Source organism: Pedobacter paludis, from assembly GCF_003173575.1.
Classification (GTDB): domain Bacteria; phylum Bacteroidota; class Bacteroidia; order Sphingobacteriales; family Sphingobacteriaceae; genus Pedobacter; species Pedobacter paludis.
Genome location: NZ_QGNY01000005.1, coordinates 38336 through 57751 on the forward strand (window position 1 = coordinate 38336; position 19416 = coordinate 57751).

The following is a 19416-nucleotide window of genomic DNA, read 5'->3' on the forward strand; positions in this document are numbered from 1 at the left end:
CTATTAGCAGTATTGCTCAAAAGCACCAATTAGGTTATCAGCAATCATTTGTGCTGGTCTGCCTTCAATTTGATGACGTTCGATCATGTGAACCAACTTACCATCTTTAAATAATGCCATTGCTGGTGATGATGGAGGAAAAGGCATCATATAATTTCTAGCTTGATCTACCGCTTCTTTTTCCATGCCTGCAAAAACTGTTACCAATTTATCTGGATGTTTTTCGTGGGCTGCCGCTGCTCTTGCTGCCGGACGAGCATTTGCTGCCGCACAACCACATACAGAGTTTACGACAACTAAAACTGTTCCTTCACCTTTTATAGCTTGATCAACCTCTTGTGCATTTTTTAATTCTTCAAAACCTACGTTGGTTAATTCCTTACGCATTGGCTCTACTAAATATTCTGGATACATTATCTTGAGTTTTTTATTTACAATTTGAATGCTACAAAAATAAGAAAATCGAATGGCTCACCGCCATTCGATTTATATTTTAAAGGTAAAATTAATTACTGCAAGCCTTTCTCTCTCAATAACTCTTTCATTAATTGAGGATCTCTTAATGCTGCCCATCCAAAAAATGCAATCATCGCAATTAAGCAAATAATATAAAGTAAACTTAAAATTGCGCCAATGATACCGCAAATTTTACCCGCTTTAGTGTTCTTATAAGATGATATTGAATAAGCATTTGGATCCAAATTATATTTTTTGATATCGCTACCTGCTAAAACCCAGGCAATAATTCCGAAAATTAATCCTATCCCGTAGCAACAGCAGGCCGGAATAGAAAGAATCCCTAAGATTAAAGCAATTGTAGCATTCGGCAAATTTGGCTGGGCCATACCTCCAAATTGCTGAAAAGGTGGCGCTGGCTGAAATGGAGGTGGTGTGCCCGGAGTGTTATAAACAGGCTCTTTAGGCGCATCATCTTTTTTCGAAAGATCTATAGGTTGATTTTGCTGAGGGGTTTCTTGTTCTTCGGACATAGTCGATTTAGATAAGTTGGTGATTGTATATTTTGTAAATGTAGTTGATTAAGATAATTGATGCAATACCAATAAAAACGATTTTTATTAATGATGCCCCAAATTTAAAATCTACTTTTAAATGGATGATTGTAAATAGCACAATAAATATTAATGGAATTGTTGCTGGATAAAATTTAAAAGAATCTATAAAATCTCCTTTTAAAAGCGATAAAATCGAACGCTGTAATCCACAACCCGGGCAATCAATCCCAAAATAAGATTTAAATGGGCAACTTAATAAATGGTGACTAACCCAATCAAAAAAACTATTGTGCTGTTGAGCCATCTATATCTTCAATAAGTTTAATTTGGCTCTCTTTCCATATTTTATACTTCTCCAAATCTTTAAGCACTTGCTTATAAACCAGGTTAAGAACAAAAATATCATCAATAAAGCCCAAAACGGGCACAAAGTCAGGTAAAACATCAATGGGAGACAAAAAATAAACCAAACCACCAACAATCGCGATGATAGATCGTTTTGGAATTTCAGTGTAATCACCATTTACATAATCCTTAGAAACCGCAAAAAGCAAGAGCAATTTAGACCAAACACCTTCCAGCTCGCCTTTATTGGTTACCGCTTTTCCTAAAGCATCTTGTATGGTTTCGCCAGCCTTAGTTTTATCGTTAAGAATTACTGTAGCTCTATTCTGAGATTTTTTAAAGAAATCCAGTATTTTTTGCCTGTTTAATTTCATAGTATGATTCTAGCAAATTACCGACCAAAAGCATCATAATTGTCTTCTGCGTATTTCACAAAGCGATCTATTAGTTTTATGTTTTTATTTTCAATGGAAGTTAAGTCATTATCAACATTGCCCGCAATTGGAACATACCATTCTACCGGATCAAAAAATTGCCTGTAAGTACTCTTTTTAAACGCGTAACCATGTCTGGCGAATATGGTATTCTTTATGATCTGTAAATCTAATTTCCTTAAGTTTTTCAAATCTTTTTCTTTAAGAATTGTCGTCGATGCATTTAACTTAAAAATTTCATCTGATGCACTTCTGTAAAAAGGATTTCCAATGGTATCAATTTTACCATTTTCAAGCGTATCATACTGATCTACATTTTTTGATTTGCTCCAATCCACATAGCTTGTCTCGGTAGGGAGCATTAAATTCGCATTATAAACAAACTGTTTTTTCAGCAATTTATATTCTTTTGCCGGCCATTTTAATTCGGTTTTGTAAGCTTTCCATTTTCCTTTTAAAGTGTCGTTATTTAACTCCATTTCAAAACGTCCATCGTATTTATCTGAACCGGGTTCATCCAAAACGAAGGTTATTTTACCACCATCATCTGATAGTTTACCTAATAAAGGACGACTATTTCCAGATACTACACTTTGAGCAATAACCGTATCCTTGGTTATTTTTTTGATGATGATGTTGAGTTTACTCGGTGCATCAACCATATCGCCTTCATATTCTTCTGTTCCCTCTTCTATAAAATCGCCAACCCAAAAACCATACAATTCCTTATGAATTTCAGTTTGGGCTGGAACAGTAGAATTTCCAGAAGAAGCTTTTTTCTTATCCTTACAAGAAAATATAAAAAGGGAGATTAGAGCAATTAGAAAGATTTTTTTCATTGAATAGGTTTTCTTTTGATGAGCCATTCGGCAATTAATAAATTTGGTATCCACCCCAACCACGCTATAATTTGATAGACATCCATTGGAGCGGGATGAAATAAATATACTAAAATTACTTTCCACAAGCGCAAGGTAATTGCTGATGTTGCCAAAGCAAAACTCCGATACATAAATTTCTTATGTTCTGGAATATCCCTTTTAAGAATTAATAATATTGCTTTCAACGTAAAAAGAAACCATAAAATCCCGAGAATGATGAATGAGGTCTTTGCGATTAATCCTCCGTTTGCGAACCAACCAATAAAAATTCCCGATGGAGAGGCCAACAATAAAACGAAGCCCACATACAAGTAGCCTAAAGTTTTATGCACTCTTGGATAGTTTACTAAAATTTTGGAGTTGAATTGCGTAAAACCAGCCAGCAGAACAAAAATTGCACTGTATACGTGTGTGTAGAAAATTGGCAGATAAGCCTTGATTTCTGAGACTTCGGTCTGTTTGATTTGTAGAAATGAAACTTCGCGATCAAAAGGAATATAACGCAAAGTAATTTGAAGCATTAAGATAAAAAAGTAAGCAAAAAATAAAAGCCAAGCAAGGCGTTTGTAGTTTAAGCTTTTCATTATTTCTTACTAAATATCGCAAGCAGTTTTTTATCAAATGCAATCGGAATCAATTTATCGTTAGCGGTATCCTCATCGTATAACTGTTTTTTTACTGGATCGAAAACGAATCGAGCTATAATCGGCATCCTATCTGGATAACTCTCGTGAAGGTTAAAATTATAGGTTTTAGAATAGCCTTGAGAAAGGTCTTTTTTAGGGTCTGGACTAGTTTCTAGCATAATCCCATATGATGTACCCCCATTTTTTATGACTCTTTCATATAAACCTTTAGTGTATTGTTTACATTTTGGAGCAGTTTCTACAATTTTATAGGCTACCTGTGCCTTTTTACTTTCTTTAATTTGAGCAAATGCAAAATTAACCTTAAAACCTAAAATAAGAAAAATGAGGATTTTGTTTTTCATAAATCAATTCGATATTTTAAGACGCTTTCATCATTTCCAGAATATCATCCACGTATTTCCGTTCGTTGGCTAAACGAGGTACTTTATGCTGTCCGCCTAATTTATCCTTCGCTTTTAACCAATTGTAAAAAGTATTTGCAGGTGCATTGTGAACTTTTGGTCTACATAGCGCCATATCTTTAAAACGCTTGGCATCGTAATCCGAATTTACTTCACGCAAGGTTTTATCCATTACATCGATAAATTTTTCAAAGTCGTTAGGCTGTTTATCAAATTCTATAATCCATTCATGCCCACCAGCCTTTTCGCCCTTAAAATAAATTGGCCCAGCGGTGTAATCTTTAATTTCAGCGCCTGTTTCTGCACAGGCTTTGGTTAATGCCTGTTCTGCATTGTCAATAATCACTTCTTCGCCAAAAGCGTTTATAAAATGCTTGGTACGGCCTGTAATTTTGATTCGGTATGGAGAAAGTGAAGTAAATTGGATGGTATCGCCAATCATGTAACGCCACAAACCGCCATTGGTAGAAATTACAATAGCATAATTTTTATTCAACTCCACCTCACCCAATAAAAGTGCTTTTGGATTTTCATCTCCAATATTTTCCATTGGAATGAATTCGTAAAAAATGCCGTAATCCAACATTAAAAGCATTTCTTCAGAATTATCCTGATCCTGAATCCCAAAAAAGCCTTCCGATGCATTATAGGTTTCCAGATAATACATGTCATTGGATGGAATGAGCTGCTTAAATTGTTCGCGATATGGCGCAAAGTTTACAGCACCATGCACATACAATTCCAAATTTGGCCAAACTTCTAACAGATTTTTTTTGCCGGTTAGTTCTAACACCTTTTTAGCCAGAACGATTGTCCATGTGGGTACGCCAGAGATACTGGTTACGTTTTCCTGAATAGTAGCTTCTGCCATTCTATCCATTTTGATTTCGTAATTATCCATCAAGGCGATAGACATGTCTGGAGTACGATAAAATTCTGCCCAAATCGGTAGATTCTTAATCAGCACAGCGGATAAATCACCGTAAAAGCAGTCTTCGTTAAGTTGATTAACCTGATGACTCCCGCCTAAAACCAATCCTTTCCCGGTAAACATCTGATTATCGGGCCGATTGTTGCAGTAAATGGAAAGCATATCCTTTCCACCTTTAAAATGGCATTCTTCTAAAGATTCTTCTGAAACCGGAATAAATTTACTTCTATCGCTTGTAGTTCCTGATGATTTTGCAAACCACTTTATATCAGATGGCCAGAGAATGTTCTGTTCGCCATTAAGCATCCTTTCGATATATGGTTTGAGCGTGTCGTAGTTTTGAATAGGAACACGTTCCTGATATTGTTGGGTAGTTAAAATAGATTTGTAATCATACAATCTGCCCCATTCGGTATTTTCTGCACTGTCAATTAAAGTATGAAACCATTCTTGCTGAACATCATGAGGATATTTCATGAAAAGCTCAATCTGATGGATTCTCTTTTTCATTAACCACGTAAAAATTGAATTTACAAATGCCATAAGTTTTCGGGAAGATTAAAAATTCTTACGCTTTAAAACGAAGTTAGAACCCAAATAAACTTTTCTAACCATTTCATTTTCTGCCAAAACCTCTGGAACGCCTTGTTCTAAAATTTTCCCTTCGAAAAGTAAATAAGCTCTATCGGTAATGGAAAGTGTTTCCTGCACATTATGATCGGTAATTAAAATACCAATATTTTTGTGTTTGAGTTTGGCAACAATACTTTGAATTTCTTCTACTGCAATTGGGTCAACACCCGCAAAAGGCTCATCCAGTAAAATGAAGTTTGGGTTAGCGGCTAACGCACGGGCAATTTCTGTACGACGACGCTCGCCTCCAGAAAGTAAATCGCCCCGGTTTTTACGCACTTTGTGTAAACTAAATTCATTAATCAATTCCTCTAATTTATCTTTTTGCTCTTCTTTGCTCATGGTACTCATTTCCAAAATGGCCAAGATGTTATCTTCAACTGTAAGTTTTCTAAAAACTGAAGCTTCCTGAGCTAAATAACCAATTCCCTTTTGGGCCCGGCGATACATTGCATCTTCGGTAATGTCTTCATCTTCCAAATAAATCCGACCTTCATTAGGCTTAATTAATCCAACAATCATATAAAATGAGGTTGTTTTGCCTGCACCGTTTGGTCCTAAAAGGCCAACGATTTCGCCTTGACTAACGTTGAAGGAAACATCATTTACAACAGTGCGTTGTTTATATTTTTTAACCAGATTTTCGGCTCTTAAGATCATTCTGTATATTTTATAGATTAAGGAATATAGAACAAGGATAAAAGATAAGGCTGCCATATTTTCGGTTTCCCACTTTGCCCCTTTTTCTTTGTTCTTTTATCCTTGCTCCTTTATCTTTATTCCTTTAATATTTAATTGCAAACGCTTTTTATCTCTCCAAACGTTTTCTTCTATGGTATAACAAACAGAAAACGGCACTTTTGGTTGCAAAAGATTTTCATATTCTGCCAAGCCAAATGCAATGCCTTCAAAAATAGGCGAATTTTGTTGTTTTATATTAACTTTCAAATGATTTGCTCCAACCACCATTGCGTGTTGCGCCAAATATACATTGTGTGTAACAAAAACCGGGGCCATATTTTCTGGTCCAAATGGTCCCATTTGAGCTAACACCCTATGAAATTTGCCATCAATTTGAGCCAGCTCTATTTCCGAATCAATTTTAATCATAGGCGTTAAAAGCTCTTCGGTTATTGTTGCAGAAACAATTTCTTCAAATTTATCTGCAAGAGCTTCTACATTATGTTGTTGCATGGTTAAACCTGCGGCGAATTTATGACCGCCATACTGATCCAGTAAATCGGCACAGCCACTTAATGCTTCATATAAATCAAAGCCAACAACCGATCTGCAAGAACCTGCAACTAAGCCATTTGATTTGGTTAAAACAATTGTTGGGCGATAATACTTTTCGGTTAAACGCGAAGCTACAATACCAATTACACCTTTATGCCAGTTTTCGTTAAAAACAACCGTTGTTTTTTTGTTGATCAAAATTTCACTTTCGCCAATTAAAGCCAAAGCTTCGCGGGTAATGTCCTGGTCGTATGTTTTACGTTCTGTATTTTTTAAATTGATTGATTCACTTTGCTCTGCAGAATTTCCATCCACCTCGCATAGCAACATCGCTACCGCATGTTTGGCATGGTCTATCCTGCCCGCAGCATTAATCCGCGGACCTAAGGTAAATACAACATCGGTAAGTGTATAGGTTTCTTTTTTGCCCGAAACCTCCATTAAAGCCCGAAGGCCCTCGCAAGGATTGTTGTTTAATTTCTTTAAGCCGTGATAAGATAGGATTCTATTTTCTCCTACAACCGGAACAATATCCGCCGCGATACTCACCATCACTAAATCAAGATATTGCAGATAAGTATCTTTAGGTAAATGGTGTTTTTGAGAATAGGCCTGCGCCAGTTTAAAACCAATTCCGCAACCTGCCAACTCCTTAAACGGATAATCGCAATCGCTTCTCTTAGGATCTAAAACAGCAATGGCTTTTGGTAGTTCATTACCAGGCAAATGGTGATCGCAAATGATAAAATCGATTCCAAGAGTATTTGCATAATCAATTTTGTCAATTGATTTTATACCACAATCTAAGGCGATAATTAGCGAGAATCCGTTTTCGTTGGCGTAATCTATACCTGTTGTGGAAATTCCATAACCTTCCAAATAACGATCTGGAATGTAATATTCTATGTTTTCAGTAAGCAGATGAAAAAAACTATAAGCCAATGCTACAGAGGTTGTTCCATCTACATCATAATCTCCATAAATCAAGATTTTTTCGTGAGAAGCCAGTGCTTTTTCAATTCTTTCCACGGCTACATCCATATCCTTCATTAAAAAAGGATTATGAAGATGATCCAAATCTGGCCGAAAAAAATCCTTTGCCTGATCGTAATTACAAACGTTTCTCTGCACTAGTATTTGAGCAAGCGAGCGATCTATATTGAGTTGTTCTGCTATTGTTGTTATGGTATCATCATTGCAATTTGATGCCTGCACCCATCTTTTTTCCATTATCTTTGTTTCCGAACAGTAAATATACATTTTAATTTTAATCCCCTGTACAGTGCAAGTTCATACCTTATTTGAAGGAACCTATTCTGTTGATGCAACGAAAAAATTTGTTCCTTTTGATTCTACAATTCATAATTTTAAAGATAGGCCGGCTTCTTTATTTATAAATGTTCAGCCTTTTTTGGTTGAGCTGAAAAATGATTTGATATTATTTGATACCGGCTTGGGATTCAGCGATGAACAGGGTGAATTGATTTTGCACAAGAACATCCGTAACGCTGGCTTTGATCCAACTGATGTGACGAAGGTTTTGATGTCTCACTTACATTACGACCATTCTGGAGGCATGATTCATGAATGTGGAAATGATAAGGTAGAATTGAGCTTTCCAGATGCTGAGTATATAATTAATCGAGGGGAATGGGAAACCGCTTTTAGCAGCACTTCATCTTCCTATCATACCGATATTTTTGAACACCTGCAACGCAATGCTCAAATGAAATTTGTGGAGGGTAATGGAAATTTAGATGAAACTATTGCCTACCAATTTACTGGTGCACATTGCCCAAACCACCAGGTTTTTCTGTTAACAGAAGGTAATCAGAAGGTATTTTTCGGTGGTGATGTTTTACCAGAACCCGAAGAACTGGTTAAGAATTTTATTGCAAAATATGATTTCGATGGTCGCAAGGCGATGGAGTTGCGAAAAGAATTCGGCAAAAGAGCTACCGAAGAAAATTGGGAATGTTTATTTTATCATGGCAAGAGCGCTGCAACAGGTTTTGTAGATGCTGTTGAAGGCGGATTTAGGATTAGGTAAGGGTAACCTATAACCGTTGACTGAAGTCAACGGCAATGAAACTAACCCTCCGCAAAAATATTTCGCCAATACGATCGCTATATTCTTTGCCTTCTGCTTCAGCAGACGGAGGATAAATAAACACAGAAATTCTGCATTTTACAACCCCTGTTTCTTATTGGTGAGAAGTTTCTAAACCCGATAGCAGTGGCAGCCTCCGATTTTTTTTATCGGAGCTATAACGGATAGCGGGAACAAACTTTAATTGTTGAAGTGCCCCTGCTTTCCAAAAACTTGATAAACTGATACCATACATTCGTGGCAAGCGCATTGAGATTGCTTTATAATTCGAAATGACTGAATACAAAAATAGGCTTGCTCAAATGAGCAAACCTTTCTTAATTCCGAGACGGGAATATTTATTTTTTAGCTACTAATTTAACTGCAAGTTCGAATTCATCGTAGATTGCTTTGTCGCCAATGCTTTCGAAGAATGATTTTGAACCATATTTAATGTCATATTTAGTTCTATCTACTACAATTTTAGCTGCAGTTGCAGTGATTGTACCATCACCATTTACCGCTACAGTTGCAGGGAAAGTTAATGGTTTGGTAATACCTTTAATGGTTAAGTTACCTGTAACCGTTACGTTTGCGCCTGAACCAGCAACTTTAGTAATTACGAAATTTGATGTAGGAAATTTATCTGCACCGAAGAAATCGTCTGCTTTTAAGTGACCTTCTAATTTTGCACTTCCATCAGCATCTTTAATTGAAGTCATATCGATGATGAAACCACCACCTGTTACACTTTTACCATTAACATTTAATGTTCCTGATTTTAAAGCAATTGTTCCATTGTGCGATCCTGTTACTTTTTTACCAACCCAAGTAATGGTAGATTTTGAAGCATCTACAGTGTAAGTTACTGGCTTAGTAGAGTTTTTAAAAGCTGACAATGCTACTACTGCCACTAATAAAAAAATTGAGCTAATTTTTAATTTCATTTTCTGGTTTTTTAAATTATGATACAAAGATATAATTAAGGCCGACCCTTTGTTATTGACCTATGTTAAGTTTTTCAAAAATAATCGGATTTATTTAATATCGTTCTATTGACAAAGAAATTATATCGAAGGTTTAATTTGTTTATGTTTTTTGTGAGATGCATTTAAACGTCTTTCCAGGTTTCTAGTATAGCGAATTATTTCAGACTCTATTTTCAAGGTATATGTTTAAATCAAAATGAATAATTTCACTAAAAACTGCAGTAAGTTAAATAATTATTTATTTTTAGCATTACCAACATTCTAAATCAAAAACAATCTTAAATTCCACATGAAAACCAAATCTTTTATTTCTCTAGCCTTGTTATCTTTATTATTCGCCTTATCGAGTTGCAATTTCAACAGCACTTATTTAAACCGAGAAGAAGATAAAAATGAAGCACAAAAAGTTGCCGATAGTTTTTATAAACTGTTGCAGAAAAACGAATTTCAAAAAATAAATCCTTTTCTGAGTGAGCAATTCAAGGCTGTTACAAGCTCTGAAAAATTAAACGATTATTTAAGAGGTGCTTTGAACAAATTAGGCGAAATAAAAAGCGAAAAACTTGATCATTGGGAATCTAAAATAGTAAAAGGCACAAACCCTTCGGCTATTTATGTACTTTATTATATTGTGGAGAGAACAAAATATAATTCGAAAGAAACGGTTACCCTAGTTGGAGAAAACAATCAGATTAAAATTCAGGGTTACAATGTAAATTCTGATGGTTTGTTTAAGTAGCAAAATCTTTAACTGCACATTAACTGAACGTTAATCTTATATCATATGCGAAGATTAAATACGAACATCAATTTGATTATAAAACAAACTGTAGATCAAATGATTTCCATACTCATCTTTTCGCTTGAATCCATAAATATTCTTTAAAAAAAATCTGCAAGTTTTTGTGCTATAAATTCACAAAAACTTGCAGATAATTTGGTCTCACCCAATGAAAGTTCGTGGGGTTGGCAAGTACTTTATAATACCTCTTCAGAAGAGAGGATATTTGAGGGAACAACATTAAACTTAATGGTTCAAACCACAATCCTTTGTTTCCCTCTCCTCTGGAGAGGGACTTGCAAAAAACAATTACCTCAAACTTTAATAGGGTGAGGCTCCTTTAAGGAACAATTTCTTCCAAATAACTTTCAACCGGTGGACAAGCACAAATTAATGATCGATCTCCATGGCTGTCGTTAACACGACCAACTGATGGCCAGAACTTGCGCTCCAACACATAAGGAAGTGGGAAAGCAGCAGTTTGGCGGCTGTAAGCATGATCCCATTCGTTTGCCGTAATTACCGCAACAGTATGTGGTGCATTTTTTAAGGGATTATCAACCTTATCTAAAGTACCGTTTTCTACTTCGGTGATTTCATTTTTAATCGCGATTAAAGCATCACAAAAACGGTCTAACTCGTGTTTAGGCTCAGATTCTGTAGGCTCAACCATTAAAGTTCCTGCAACCGGGAATGAAACCGTTGGAGCGTGGAAACCATAATCCATTAAACGTTTTGCGATATCCGTTACTTCGATTCCGAAAGCTTTGAATGAACGGCAATCTAAAATCATCTCGTGTGCACAACGACCCTGAGCGCCTGAATAAAGCACTGGATAATGTTGCTCTAAGCGAGCTTTCATATAGTTGGCATTTAAAATCGCATATTTTGTTGCATTGGTTAAGCCTTCGGCGCCCATCATTGCGATGTAAGCATGAGAAATAATCAAGATTGATGCAGAACCCCAAGGCGCAGATGAAACTGCAGAAATTGATTTTCCTTTATCGATATCTACCACTGCATGACCAGGAAGATAAGGAACTAAATGTTTCGCCACGCCAATTGGGCCCATACCAGGACCACCACCACCGTGAGGAATACAGAAAGTTTTATGCAAATTTAAGTGGCAAACATCGGCCCCAATATTGGCTGGGCTTGTTAAGCCAACCTGAGCATTCATGTTTGCCCCATCCATGTAAACCTGTCCGCCGTTAGCGTGAATGGTTTCACAAATTTCTATAATGCTTTCTTCGAAAACACCATGCGTTGATGGATAAGTTACCATCAAACAAGAAAGGTTGTCTTTGTGTAATTCTGCTTTTGCTTTTAAATCTTCAACATCGATATTACCGTTTTCTAAAGATTTTACCACAACAATTTTCATATCGGCCATTGCTGCAGATGCAGGGTTTGTACCATGAGCAGAAGCAGGAATTAAAGCTACGTTACGGTGGAAATCGCCTCTATCATGGTGATAAGCACGAATAACCATTAAACCTGCGTATTCGCCTTGCGCTCCCGCATTTGGCTGTAAACTCATCGCAGCAAAACCGGTAATTTCGCTTAACCATTTATCCAATTCGTTAAAAACCGAATAATAACCTAATACTTGATCGGCTGGAGCAAATGGGTGAATGCGACCGAAGTGAGACCAAGTAACCGGAATCATTTCTGCCGTTGCGTTTAATTTCATGGTGCAACTGCCCAGAGCAATCATCGAATGGCAAAGCGATAAATCTTTTGCTTCCAAAGATTTAATATAACGCAACATTTCATGTTCTGAATGGTGCGAATTAAAAATTGGGTGCGTTAAATATGCCGAAGTACGCTGTAATTCCGTTGGAATAACAATTTCTACATTTTCTACAACTTCAACCTGATCTGCAGCTACGGCTTTAACTTTAGCAAAGATTTTAGAAATTAAAACAACATCCTCAAAAGTAGTTGTCTCATCAAGAGAAATGGTAACTACGCTACCGTTATAATTTAAATTGATCTCGTTATCAATACAACCCGATTGAATGCCACCTTTTAAATCGCCCAATTCGAAACGAATGGTATCGAAATAAACTGAACTCAATTGTTCGAAACCTAAATTTTTTAAAGTGCTGGCTAAGCTTACTGCCAAGCCATGGGTACGTTCTGCAATTGCTTTTAAGCCTTTCGGACCATGGTAAGCAGCATAAAAACCAGCCATAATGGCCAATAAAGCCTGTGCTGTACAGATGTTCGAAGTTGCTTTATCTCTACGGATGTGCTGCTCGCGGGTTTGCAAAGCCATACGTAAAGCATAATCGCCATGGCTATCAATGGTTACACCAATAATACGACCTGGGATTGAACGTTTATATTCTTCTTTAGTTGCGAAAAAAGCTGCATGCGGACCGCCAAAACCCATCGGAATACCGAAGCGTTGAGTCGTACCCACAACAATATCTGCACCCCATTCGCCTGGAGGGGTTAATAAGGTTAAGCTTAAAATATCAGCAGCAACTGTTAATTTAATATTTTGGTTATGCAGTTCCGAAGCAAAGTTTTTGTAGTCAAAAACCTCACCATTGCCAGCCGGATATTGAACAATTGCGCCGAAGAAATCTTCTGTTGCAACAAAATCCAAATGACTTCCGATAACCAATTCAATACCGTAAGGATTGGCACGTGTTTTTAAAATATCTATCGTTTGAGCGAAAACCAACTCCGATACAAAATACTTTTTGGCCGCTTGGTTTTTACGCGTACTGTACTGCATAAACATTGCCTCAGCTGCCGCTGTTCCCTCATCCAATAAAGAAGCATTTGCAATTTCCATCCCGGTTAAATCGATAACCATTGTCTGGAAATTTAACAAAGCCTGCAAGCGGCCCTGAGCAATTTCTGCCTGATATGGCGTGTATTGCGTGTACCATCCCGGATTTTCGAATACGTTACGCAAAATTACTCCAGGTGTAATTGTATCATAATAACCTTGACCAATAAAGCTTTTAAAAACTTTATTCAACAAAGAAGTTTGTTTTAAAGCATTAAGATATTCGGTTTCTGATTTTGCTGCAGGCAAATTTAAGGCCTGTTTTAACCTAATTGTTGCCGGTACAGTTTGTTCAATTAATTCATCAATCGAATTTACGCCAACGGTTTGCAACATCGCCTCAGTATCTTCCTGATTTGGCGCAATATGTCGGTTTTGAAACTCTTCTTTGTAATGGATGTTTAAGCTCATGCGGTGTGAATAATAAGATGCCGCAAAGGTAGGAAAAACGAACCTGTTTTTTACTATAAATCAATGTAAAAAAGGTGTCTTATTTATGCTTAAAAGCGACTAAAAAAGTAGATTTTAAGCTATGGTTTCAAGACAAACGCTTGAATAACATCCCGAAGAATTTAATTTATTTGGAAAGCAATGACTGTATAGAAATTAAAGTCTGTTCCCGCCATTTGCTACAATCTTTTTGTTGGCTAGTGTGATATTTAGGGCTATTGCAAACAAAAAGTATTTTCGCGGCTGTCGGGTTTAGAAAATCAGGAAACTGCAAAAAAACATAGTTTGCAAAGCGCCAATTTTGGCTAAAGCCTAACGTGCTTTATTTATATTCCGTCAGTTGAAACTGACGGCAATGACAAACAAAATGGCTTTTGAAATTCATGCCCGTTCGGCTTTAGCCAACGGAAACCTAAAGCAGACAGCATGAATGTTAGTGAACCTAACCAAATTAAGCCTAAAGCACAATGCTTTTTTTATTTGCACTTAGATCTTAATTCTTTACTCCTTATTCTTTGTTCTCTAACCTACTTCTGCACCTTCCATCCTTCATCTTTACTCAACTTTAATTTATACGTTTTGGTAATGAAGTTGCTGTTTTCGTTTGCATCCTTATCAAATGGAGCAAAGTCGGTGTTTACCTTTTTTAATGATACGGTAACTTTTGCCGTACTCGAATTTACCTGAGAAAAATCTACAGGTTTTTCATCTGATAAAAGATATTCGACAACTTTAACAGTAGCTTTATCATCATCCTGCTTTAAAACCAGTGGGCTAGCCTTATCTGTTAAAGTAATTTGATAAACAAAACTGCTGTCTTTAGAAAGGAACTTTTTTTTCGCCTCTTTTAAATTGATTGAAACCACGCCTTTGCTTTCTAGTGTTCTGTATTTTCCCAGTTCAACCTTATCGCTTGTACTGCTAAATTTCATTTCTCCAAAATTAAAGCGTGTGGTTTTATATTCAGGATTCGCTTTCAGATAATCTGTAATCACTTCACCAGCCTCACTTTGGTTAATGGTTGTTTTATTTTTACATCCGGCAAAGCCGATAACAATTATAGATAAAATATAAATGGTAAGTTTTTTCATGTCTTTATGTTAAGCTTTTTAAAGATATTTAATTTTTTTATAAGTCCGAAGCCTGGAGTCCGAAAGTCGGAAGATATTAGTCAATTAAAACCTTACACCCTAAACCTCTTACCTTAAACCCTTCTTCAAACACTTTAAATTGGGCAAAACCATAGCGGATAAAATTACGGCAACACCAACCCAGCGCAAAAAAGAAACCTGTTCTTGTAATACAAAACCAGCCATCATTACGGCAACAGGCAATTCAGCGGCGCTTAAAATAGAACTTAAAGCCGTCCCGATTCTTGGAACACCTTCTGCATAAAATAGCGGTGGAATTACCGTTCCGAAAACTGCAATAATTAATCCCCATTTTAAGAGCGATCCATTAAGTGCTCCATCAAACAAAAATGTGGGCGGAAAAATGATAAATATTAAAACGCAAGCACCCGTAATCATTAGCGCACTTTTCTTTAACGGTGGATATTCATTTCCAATTCTTCCGCTCAGCATTAAAAAACCCGCATAAGATAGTGCAGCCAATAATCCAAAACCAATTCCCTTTAAACTGATGGATTGAATGCTTGCTTCTACCATTCCACTGGCCAAAACCGTTCCGCCCAAAACTAAAAGAATAGCCATGAATTGCAGGCCCGTTGGTTTCTTTTTAAAAATGATGAATTCCATTAAAATGCTCATCCATATAAACTGCATCAACAAAATTATGGCAACTGAATTGGGTACAAGTTTTACGCATTGATAATAAAACACACTAACCAAACCAGTACAAGTTCCGGCTAAAATCATTTTCCACCAAGGTGTTTTAATTTCGATTTCTTTAATCTTGTATTTTGAGGTTCGACTTTGAAAGAAGAATAAAATCCACAGGATTACAGCGCCAAAAAAAGCCTGCGCTCCAGTTACATCGCCAAGTGTATAGCCATCGTGGTAAGCCAGTTTTACAAAAGTAGAAAGGATGCCGAAACTACAGGCACCGAAAAAAACAAGGAGAATTCCTTTTAACATAATAAAGTTCAGAGTGAAAAGTTTAGAGTAAAAAGTTAATTGTATAAAGTGTCCAGACGTGTACCAAAACTTTCAACTTTATACTCTAAACTTTTCACTTAAATAAGTTGTTGTAAATATTTCTGAACAGTAGTCTCCAAACCCAAATAAAGTGCGTCGCTAATTAGCGCATGGCCAATAGAAACTTCCAACAAACCTGGGATGCTCTGCGCAAAGTAATGCAGATTATGCAAATCTAAATCATGACCAGCGTTTATACCCAGGCCTAATTTATTGGCATGGTGCGCAGCCGCAATGTAACTCACTATCGCTTTCTCACGGTCGGCAAAATAGTTATGCGCATACGTTTCGGTATATAACTCAATTCTATCTGTTCCGGTTTCGGCAGCACCTTCTACCATTTCAACTACAGGATCAACGAAAATAGAAACACGAATGCCTTCCTTTTGGAAAACAGCAACCATTTCTTTAAGATAATCTTTGTATTTTAGGGTATCCCAACCATGATTGGAGGTAATCTGACCTTCAGCATCGGGCACCAAAGTAACCTGAGCGGGCTTGTTAGCCAAAACCAGATCGACAAATTTATCTTCTTTACAATTGCCTTCAATGTTAAACTCAGTTGCAATTACTGCCTTTAAATCGTAAACATCCTGATAACGAATATGGCGTTCGTCTGGGCGAGGATGTACAGTAATTCCTTGCGCTCCAAAACGTTCGCAATCTAATGCAACTTTAACTAAATCAGGATTATTACCTCCACGACTGTTACGAAGCGTAGCAATTTTATTGATGTTAACCGATAATTTTGTCATACAGCAAAGATAATGCTTTGGGTTTGTTAATCGGAAACCATAAATAAATTTGACTTTTTTTTGCTCATATTTGTTCAGACTTTAATGAATTTGAAAGATCAGCTTTTATATAAAATCCTCCTAGTTTTAATTGTTGCCGTAAGTGCCTTAGCGCTATTTGGCGGAATTATGGAACCCGACTCGGCATTGTACGCTTCTATAGCTAAAAACATGGTATTGCGAAACGATTATATAAATATTTATGTTCGCGGTGCAGATTGGCTAGACAAACCACATTTAACATTTTGGTTCGCAGCGATGTCTTTCAAGCTCTTTGGGGTTACAGCTTTTGCCTACAAACTTCCATCCTTTTTATTCGGATTATTGGGTGCTTGTTATATTTATAAACTGGCAAAAGATATCTACAACAAAGAAATTGGATTAATCAGTTCGTTAATTTTTTTAAGCTCGCTCCATGTATTGATTTCTACTTTTGATGTTCGAGCGGAAGTTTACATCACCACTTTTACATTCGCAGCCATTTACCATTATTATAAAGCACATCAAGGTTCTTTTTGGCATATTGTTGCCGGATCATTGTTCGCCGCATGCGCCATAATGATTAAAGGAATTTTTGTTTTGATTCCTGTTTTCGGTGGCTTTATTATTTATTGGCTATCCACCAACCAATGGAAACAGTTGTTGAAACCAAAATGGTGGCTGGCCATTGTTTTAATTTTCATTTTCATCATTCCGGAACTTTACACACTGTACGTTCAGTTTGATTTACACCCAGAGAAAATAGTATTTGGCAAAACTCATGTTTCAGGGTTAAAATTTTTCTTTTGGGATAGCCAATTTGGACGTTTCTTTAACAATGGCCCGATAAAAGGCAAAGGCGATATTTCATTTTTTCTGCACACTACGCTTTGGGCTTTTTTACCCTGGTCTATTTTATTTTATACGGCAGTATTCAACCTTTTCAAAAGGGAAAACAGAATAAATCTACCATCAGAAAGCATTTTTATTTGGGTAAGTGCGGCGATTACTTTCCTATTGTTCTCGCTTTCCAAATTTCAGTTACCGCACTATATTCTTATTATTTTGCCACAATTTGCAATAATTACGGCCATCTACATACAGAAACTAAAAGACAGAAGCCTGAAAATTTTTATTACGATTCAAAACGTATTGGCCATTTTAGTAATCTTAATTCTTTCTTCAATAGCTGTGTTTTTTAAGTTTGATTATAATTACATCGCATTGGTTATTTTAGTTGGATTATTAATTATCTCATTTATATTTTTTAAAGGATTAAGCACCAGAATACTTTTGGCTAGAAGCATTTTTATCTCTATTGGGATGATGATCTTTCTATCAGGGTTTTTCTATCCCTCGGTTTTAAAATATGAAGCGGGAATGGAAGCTGGAAATTGGTTAAAGAAAAACTATCCAAAGGCAAAAGCATCCGTTTTAATGTATCCTGATACTTATTCTTTTGATTTCTACGCCAATGGTGAACCGAAATATTTCTGGAGTTACGAGGAACTTACCAAGGTTAAAAATAAAGAAGATTTAATTATTTATACGCCAGAGGCTGAACTGGCAAGATTACAAACCGAATACCATACTGAAGTGTTAAAATCATTTGAGTATTATCACATTACAAAACTGACCGGAAAATTTATCAATGCTAAAACACGCCCTCAGGTTTTAGAACATTTCTATTTGGTTAAAATACATTAGCATGGAGTTATTCTTCCGCATTATAAAATTTGGATTAACCGGCCTACTGGGTATGGCGATCGATTTTGGTGCCACCTGGCTTTTTAAGGAAAAGATAAAGGTAAATAAGTATCTGGCCAACGCCATTGGTTTTACCCTAGCGGTAACCAATAATTATTTAATTAACCGAGTGTGGACTTTTCAAAGTACCAATGCACATTGGGGCACAGAATTTACTAAGTTTTTGGTCGTAAGTTTAATCGGCTTGGGTTTAAATACCTTTATTATTTATCTTTTCCATCAAAGAAAAAATGGAACTAATTTTTACATAGCTAAATTCTTTGCTATTGTAATTGTTTTTATTTGGAATTTCTTAGCGAATATGCTGTTTACGTTTAAATAAGCGGTTTTGAAACACTTTGAGAAAGATCAAGCCTAATGAACCAATAACCAGTGAACAAATAAACGATCTAAGTAACATTTTTGCCAATAAAATAGAACACCACAAGCCAAATTATCCCTTTAATCAGGAAGAATAAAAACCCAACTAGCCCTACCCGCTTAAACCATAATTTTACTTTTTCTTTGTTCATTGCGCCGTTTGGTAAAGATAACGGATTTGAACTTAATTAGAAAGATTTTAAATAAGGAATTTTATTTTTTTGCTTAAAACTGATGCTACTGATACTACCTTTTCCATCCTTATTATTTGCAGTAACAATTTTAGCAACGATCTGATCATTGGAATAGATATCGGTCTTAATTGTTTGATTAACAGCCAACTTCCTTTGTTCTAGTTTAAAGTTGAAATTCTTAATGAGATCTTCTTTTAGACTCGCAACTTCATCTATTTGATTGGTTAGGCAGGTTAGCTCGGTAATATTGTTTTCTACGGCTTTTAGCGAGATCAAACGATCACCTTCAAATTCGAGCATGGTTATACTTTGCGGAAGTACTTTATTTTCTATTTTACGACTTAGTTTATATCCTTTTTGAATTAAAAAATTAGCACCATCAGAAATTGATTTTGCCTGATAAGCTTTTAAAAGGATAGAAGAAATAGATTCTGGTTTGCTAGAGCCTGTATCGCTACAACCAATAGATAGAAACAATAAAAAGAAAAAATAGAGCGATTTTTTCATAGAATATCTTAGCTTCCTAA

Annotated in this window: 20 protein-coding genes; 4 read left to right on the forward strand and 16 right to left on the reverse strand. The window is 36.1% G+C overall.

The annotated features are described in order from the left end of the window. Positions 1 to 3: 3 nt before the first annotated feature. The 10 genes from DF947_RS14385 to recJ all read right to left on the reverse strand — a co-directional run bounded on the left by DF947_RS14385 (position 4) and on the right by recJ (position 7754). Entirely contained in the window at positions 4 to 414 is a 411-nt protein-coding gene (locus DF947_RS14385) for a BrxA/BrxB family bacilliredoxin (RefSeq protein WP_056088318.1), read from the reverse strand. A 95-nt stretch (positions 415 to 509) separates the two neighbouring features. Further along, positions 510 to 989: a CCC motif membrane protein gene (locus DF947_RS14390; RefSeq protein WP_205940795.1), complete on the reverse strand. Its 480-nt coding sequence runs from the start codon at positions 987 to 989 to the stop codon at positions 510 to 512. A 7-nt stretch (positions 990 to 996) separates the two neighbouring features. Then, positions 997 to 1317 carry a DUF2752 domain-containing protein gene (locus DF947_RS14395; RefSeq protein ID WP_109930751.1) on the reverse strand — a complete coding sequence of 107 codons (321 nt, stop codon included), beginning with the start codon at positions 1315 to 1317 and terminating at the stop codon, positions 997 to 999. Then, positions 1298 to 1732 carry a YkvA family protein gene (locus DF947_RS14400; RefSeq protein ID WP_109930752.1) on the reverse strand — a complete coding sequence of 145 codons (435 nt, stop codon included), beginning with the start codon at positions 1730 to 1732 and terminating at the stop codon, positions 1298 to 1300. The genes DF947_RS14395 and DF947_RS14400 overlap by 20 nt, the downstream gene beginning before the upstream one ends. Before the next feature lie 17 nt (positions 1733 to 1749). Continuing rightward, complete coding sequence (locus DF947_RS14405; RefSeq protein ID WP_109930753.1) at positions 1750 to 2631, reverse strand: YARHG domain-containing protein; 882 nt, start codon at positions 2629 to 2631, stop codon at positions 1750 to 1752. Next, positions 2628 to 3257, reverse strand: coding sequence for a DUF2306 domain-containing protein (locus tag DF947_RS14410; protein WP_205940796.1), 630 nt, complete (start codon positions 3255 to 3257; stop codon positions 2628 to 2630). The genes DF947_RS14405 and DF947_RS14410 overlap by 4 nt, the downstream gene beginning before the upstream one ends. Next, positions 3257 to 3664, reverse strand: a complete 408-nt coding sequence (locus DF947_RS14415; RefSeq protein ID WP_109930754.1) for a hypothetical protein — start codon at positions 3662 to 3664, stop codon at positions 3257 to 3259. Before DF947_RS14415 ends, DF947_RS14410 begins: the two co-directional genes overlap by 1 nt. 16 nt (positions 3665 to 3680) lie before the next feature. Then, entirely contained in the window at positions 3681 to 5198 is a 1518-nt protein-coding gene (locus tag DF947_RS14420; protein ID WP_109930755.1) for a GH3 auxin-responsive promoter family protein, read from the reverse strand. A gap of 15 nt (positions 5199 to 5213) precedes the next feature. Continuing rightward, positions 5214 to 5948, reverse strand: a complete 735-nt coding sequence (gene lptB, locus DF947_RS14425; RefSeq protein WP_109930756.1) for an LPS export ABC transporter ATP-binding protein — start codon at positions 5946 to 5948, stop codon at positions 5214 to 5216. Positions 5949 to 6044: 96 nt separating this feature from the next. Continuing rightward, entirely contained in the window at positions 6045 to 7754 is a 1710-nt protein-coding gene (gene recJ, locus DF947_RS14430; RefSeq protein WP_109930757.1) for a single-stranded-DNA-specific exonuclease RecJ, read from the reverse strand. Between the two features lie 52 nt (positions 7755 to 7806). On the opposite strand from recJ, the gene DF947_RS14435 reads away from it, so the two are divergent. After that, on the forward strand, positions 7807 to 8574 hold the full coding sequence (locus tag DF947_RS14435) for an MBL fold metallo-hydrolase (RefSeq protein ID WP_109930758.1): 768 nt from the start codon (positions 7807 to 7809) through the stop codon (positions 8572 to 8574). A 398-nt stretch (positions 8575 to 8972) separates the two neighbouring features. Here the strand turns inward: DF947_RS14435 and DF947_RS14440 are convergent, their stop codons facing one another. Then, a complete protein-coding gene (locus tag DF947_RS14440; RefSeq protein ID WP_109930759.1) occupies positions 8973 to 9560 on the reverse strand; it encodes a YceI family protein in 588 nt (195 codons plus the stop codon). Between the two features lie 331 nt (positions 9561 to 9891). On the opposite strand from DF947_RS14440, the gene DF947_RS14445 reads away from it, so the two are divergent. Beyond that, positions 9892 to 10341: a hypothetical protein gene (locus DF947_RS14445; RefSeq protein ID WP_109930760.1), complete on the forward strand. Its 450-nt coding sequence runs from the start codon at positions 9892 to 9894 to the stop codon at positions 10339 to 10341. Positions 10342 to 10723: 382 nt separating this feature from the next. Here the strand turns inward: DF947_RS14445 and gcvP are convergent, their stop codons facing one another. The 4 genes from gcvP to DF947_RS14465 form a co-directional block, all read right to left on the reverse strand. Next, positions 10724 to 13600: an aminomethyl-transferring glycine dehydrogenase gene (gene gcvP / locus DF947_RS14450; RefSeq protein WP_109930761.1), complete on the reverse strand. Its 2877-nt coding sequence runs from the start codon at positions 13598 to 13600 to the stop codon at positions 10724 to 10726. A 566-nt stretch (positions 13601 to 14166) separates the two neighbouring features. Next, positions 14167 to 14730: a hypothetical protein gene (locus DF947_RS14455; RefSeq protein ID WP_109930762.1), complete on the reverse strand. Its 564-nt coding sequence runs from the start codon at positions 14728 to 14730 to the stop codon at positions 14167 to 14169. Positions 14731 to 14838: 108 nt separating this feature from the next. Then, complete coding sequence (locus DF947_RS14460; RefSeq protein ID WP_109930763.1) at positions 14839 to 15735, reverse strand: EamA family transporter; 897 nt, start codon at positions 15733 to 15735, stop codon at positions 14839 to 14841. Between the two features lie 98 nt (positions 15736 to 15833). After that, complete coding sequence (locus tag DF947_RS14465; RefSeq protein ID WP_109930764.1) at positions 15834 to 16550, reverse strand: pyridoxine 5'-phosphate synthase; 717 nt, start codon at positions 16548 to 16550, stop codon at positions 15834 to 15836. An 84-nt stretch (positions 16551 to 16634) separates the two neighbouring features. On the opposite strand from DF947_RS14465, the gene DF947_RS14470 reads away from it, so the two are divergent. Next, positions 16635 to 18275, forward strand: a complete 1641-nt coding sequence (locus tag DF947_RS14470; RefSeq protein WP_109930765.1) for an ArnT family glycosyltransferase — start codon at positions 16635 to 16637, stop codon at positions 18273 to 18275. A 1-nt stretch (position 18276) separates the two neighbouring features. Further along, a complete protein-coding gene (locus tag DF947_RS14475) occupies positions 18277 to 18657 on the forward strand; it encodes a GtrA family protein (protein ID WP_109930766.1) in 381 nt (126 codons plus the stop codon). A 226-nt stretch (positions 18658 to 18883) separates the two neighbouring features. On the opposite strand, the gene DF947_RS14480 is transcribed toward DF947_RS14475, so the two are convergent. After that, the gene (locus DF947_RS14480; RefSeq protein ID WP_109930767.1) at positions 18884 to 19396 is read right to left on the reverse strand and encodes a hypothetical protein; all 513 of its coding nucleotides are present in this window, start codon (positions 19394 to 19396) and stop codon (positions 18884 to 18886) included. Positions 19397 to 19416 lie beyond the last annotated feature (20 nt).

Bases quoted from the DNA above. Each gene is read 5' to 3' on its own strand.
- DF947_RS14385 (WP_056088318.1), bottom strand. From the start codon at position 414: ATGTATCCAGAATATTTAGTAGAGCCAATGCGTAAGGAATTAACCAAC.
- DF947_RS14390 (WP_205940795.1), bottom strand. From the start codon at position 989: ATGTCCGAAGAACAAGAAACCCCTCAGCAAAATCAACCTATAGATCTT.
- DF947_RS14395 (WP_109930751.1), bottom strand. From the start codon at position 1,317: ATGGCTCAACAGCACAATAGTTTTTTTGATTGGGTTAGTCACCATTTA.
- DF947_RS14400 (WP_109930752.1), bottom strand. From the start codon at position 1,732: ATGAAATTAAACAGGCAAAAAATACTGGATTTCTTTAAAAAATCTCAG.
- DF947_RS14405 (WP_109930753.1), bottom strand. From the start codon at position 2,631: ATGAAAAAAATCTTTCTAATTGCTCTAATCTCCCTTTTTATATTTTCT.
- DF947_RS14410 (WP_205940796.1), bottom strand. From the start codon at position 3,257: ATGAAAAGCTTAAACTACAAACGCCTTGCTTGGCTTTTATTTTTTGCT.
- DF947_RS14415 (WP_109930754.1), bottom strand. From the start codon at position 3,664: ATGAAAAACAAAATCCTCATTTTTCTTATTTTAGGTTTTAAGGTTAAT.
- DF947_RS14420 (WP_109930755.1), bottom strand. From the start codon at position 5,198: ATGGCATTTGTAAATTCAATTTTTACGTGGTTAATGAAAAAGAGAATC.
- lptB (WP_109930756.1), bottom strand. From the start codon at position 5,948: ATGATCTTAAGAGCCGAAAATCTGGTTAAAAAATATAAACAACGCACT.
- recJ (WP_109930757.1), bottom strand. From the start codon at position 7,754: ATGGAAAAAAGATGGGTGCAGGCATCAAATTGCAATGATGATACCATA.
- DF947_RS14440 (WP_109930759.1), bottom strand. From the start codon at position 9,560: ATGAAATTAAAAATTAGCTCAATTTTTTTATTAGTGGCAGTAGTAGCA.
- DF947_RS14445 (WP_109930760.1), top strand. From the start codon at position 9,892: ATGAAAACCAAATCTTTTATTTCTCTAGCCTTGTTATCTTTATTATTC.
- gcvP (WP_109930761.1), bottom strand. From the start codon at position 13,600: ATGAGCTTAAACATCCATTACAAAGAAGAGTTTCAAAACCGACATATT.
- DF947_RS14455 (WP_109930762.1), bottom strand. From the start codon at position 14,730: ATGAAAAAACTTACCATTTATATTTTATCTATAATTGTTATCGGCTTT.
- DF947_RS14460 (WP_109930763.1), bottom strand. From the start codon at position 15,735: ATGTTAAAAGGAATTCTCCTTGTTTTTTTCGGTGCCTGTAGTTTCGGC.
- DF947_RS14465 (WP_109930764.1), bottom strand. From the start codon at position 16,550: ATGACAAAATTATCGGTTAACATCAATAAAATTGCTACGCTTCGTAAC.
- DF947_RS14470 (WP_109930765.1), top strand. From the start codon at position 16,635: ATGAATTTGAAAGATCAGCTTTTATATAAAATCCTCCTAGTTTTAATT.
- DF947_RS14475 (WP_109930766.1), top strand. From the start codon at position 18,277: ATGGAGTTATTCTTCCGCATTATAAAATTTGGATTAACCGGCCTACTG.
- DF947_RS14480 (WP_109930767.1), bottom strand. From the start codon at position 19,396: ATGAAAAAATCGCTCTATTTTTTCTTTTTATTGTTTCTATCTATTGGT.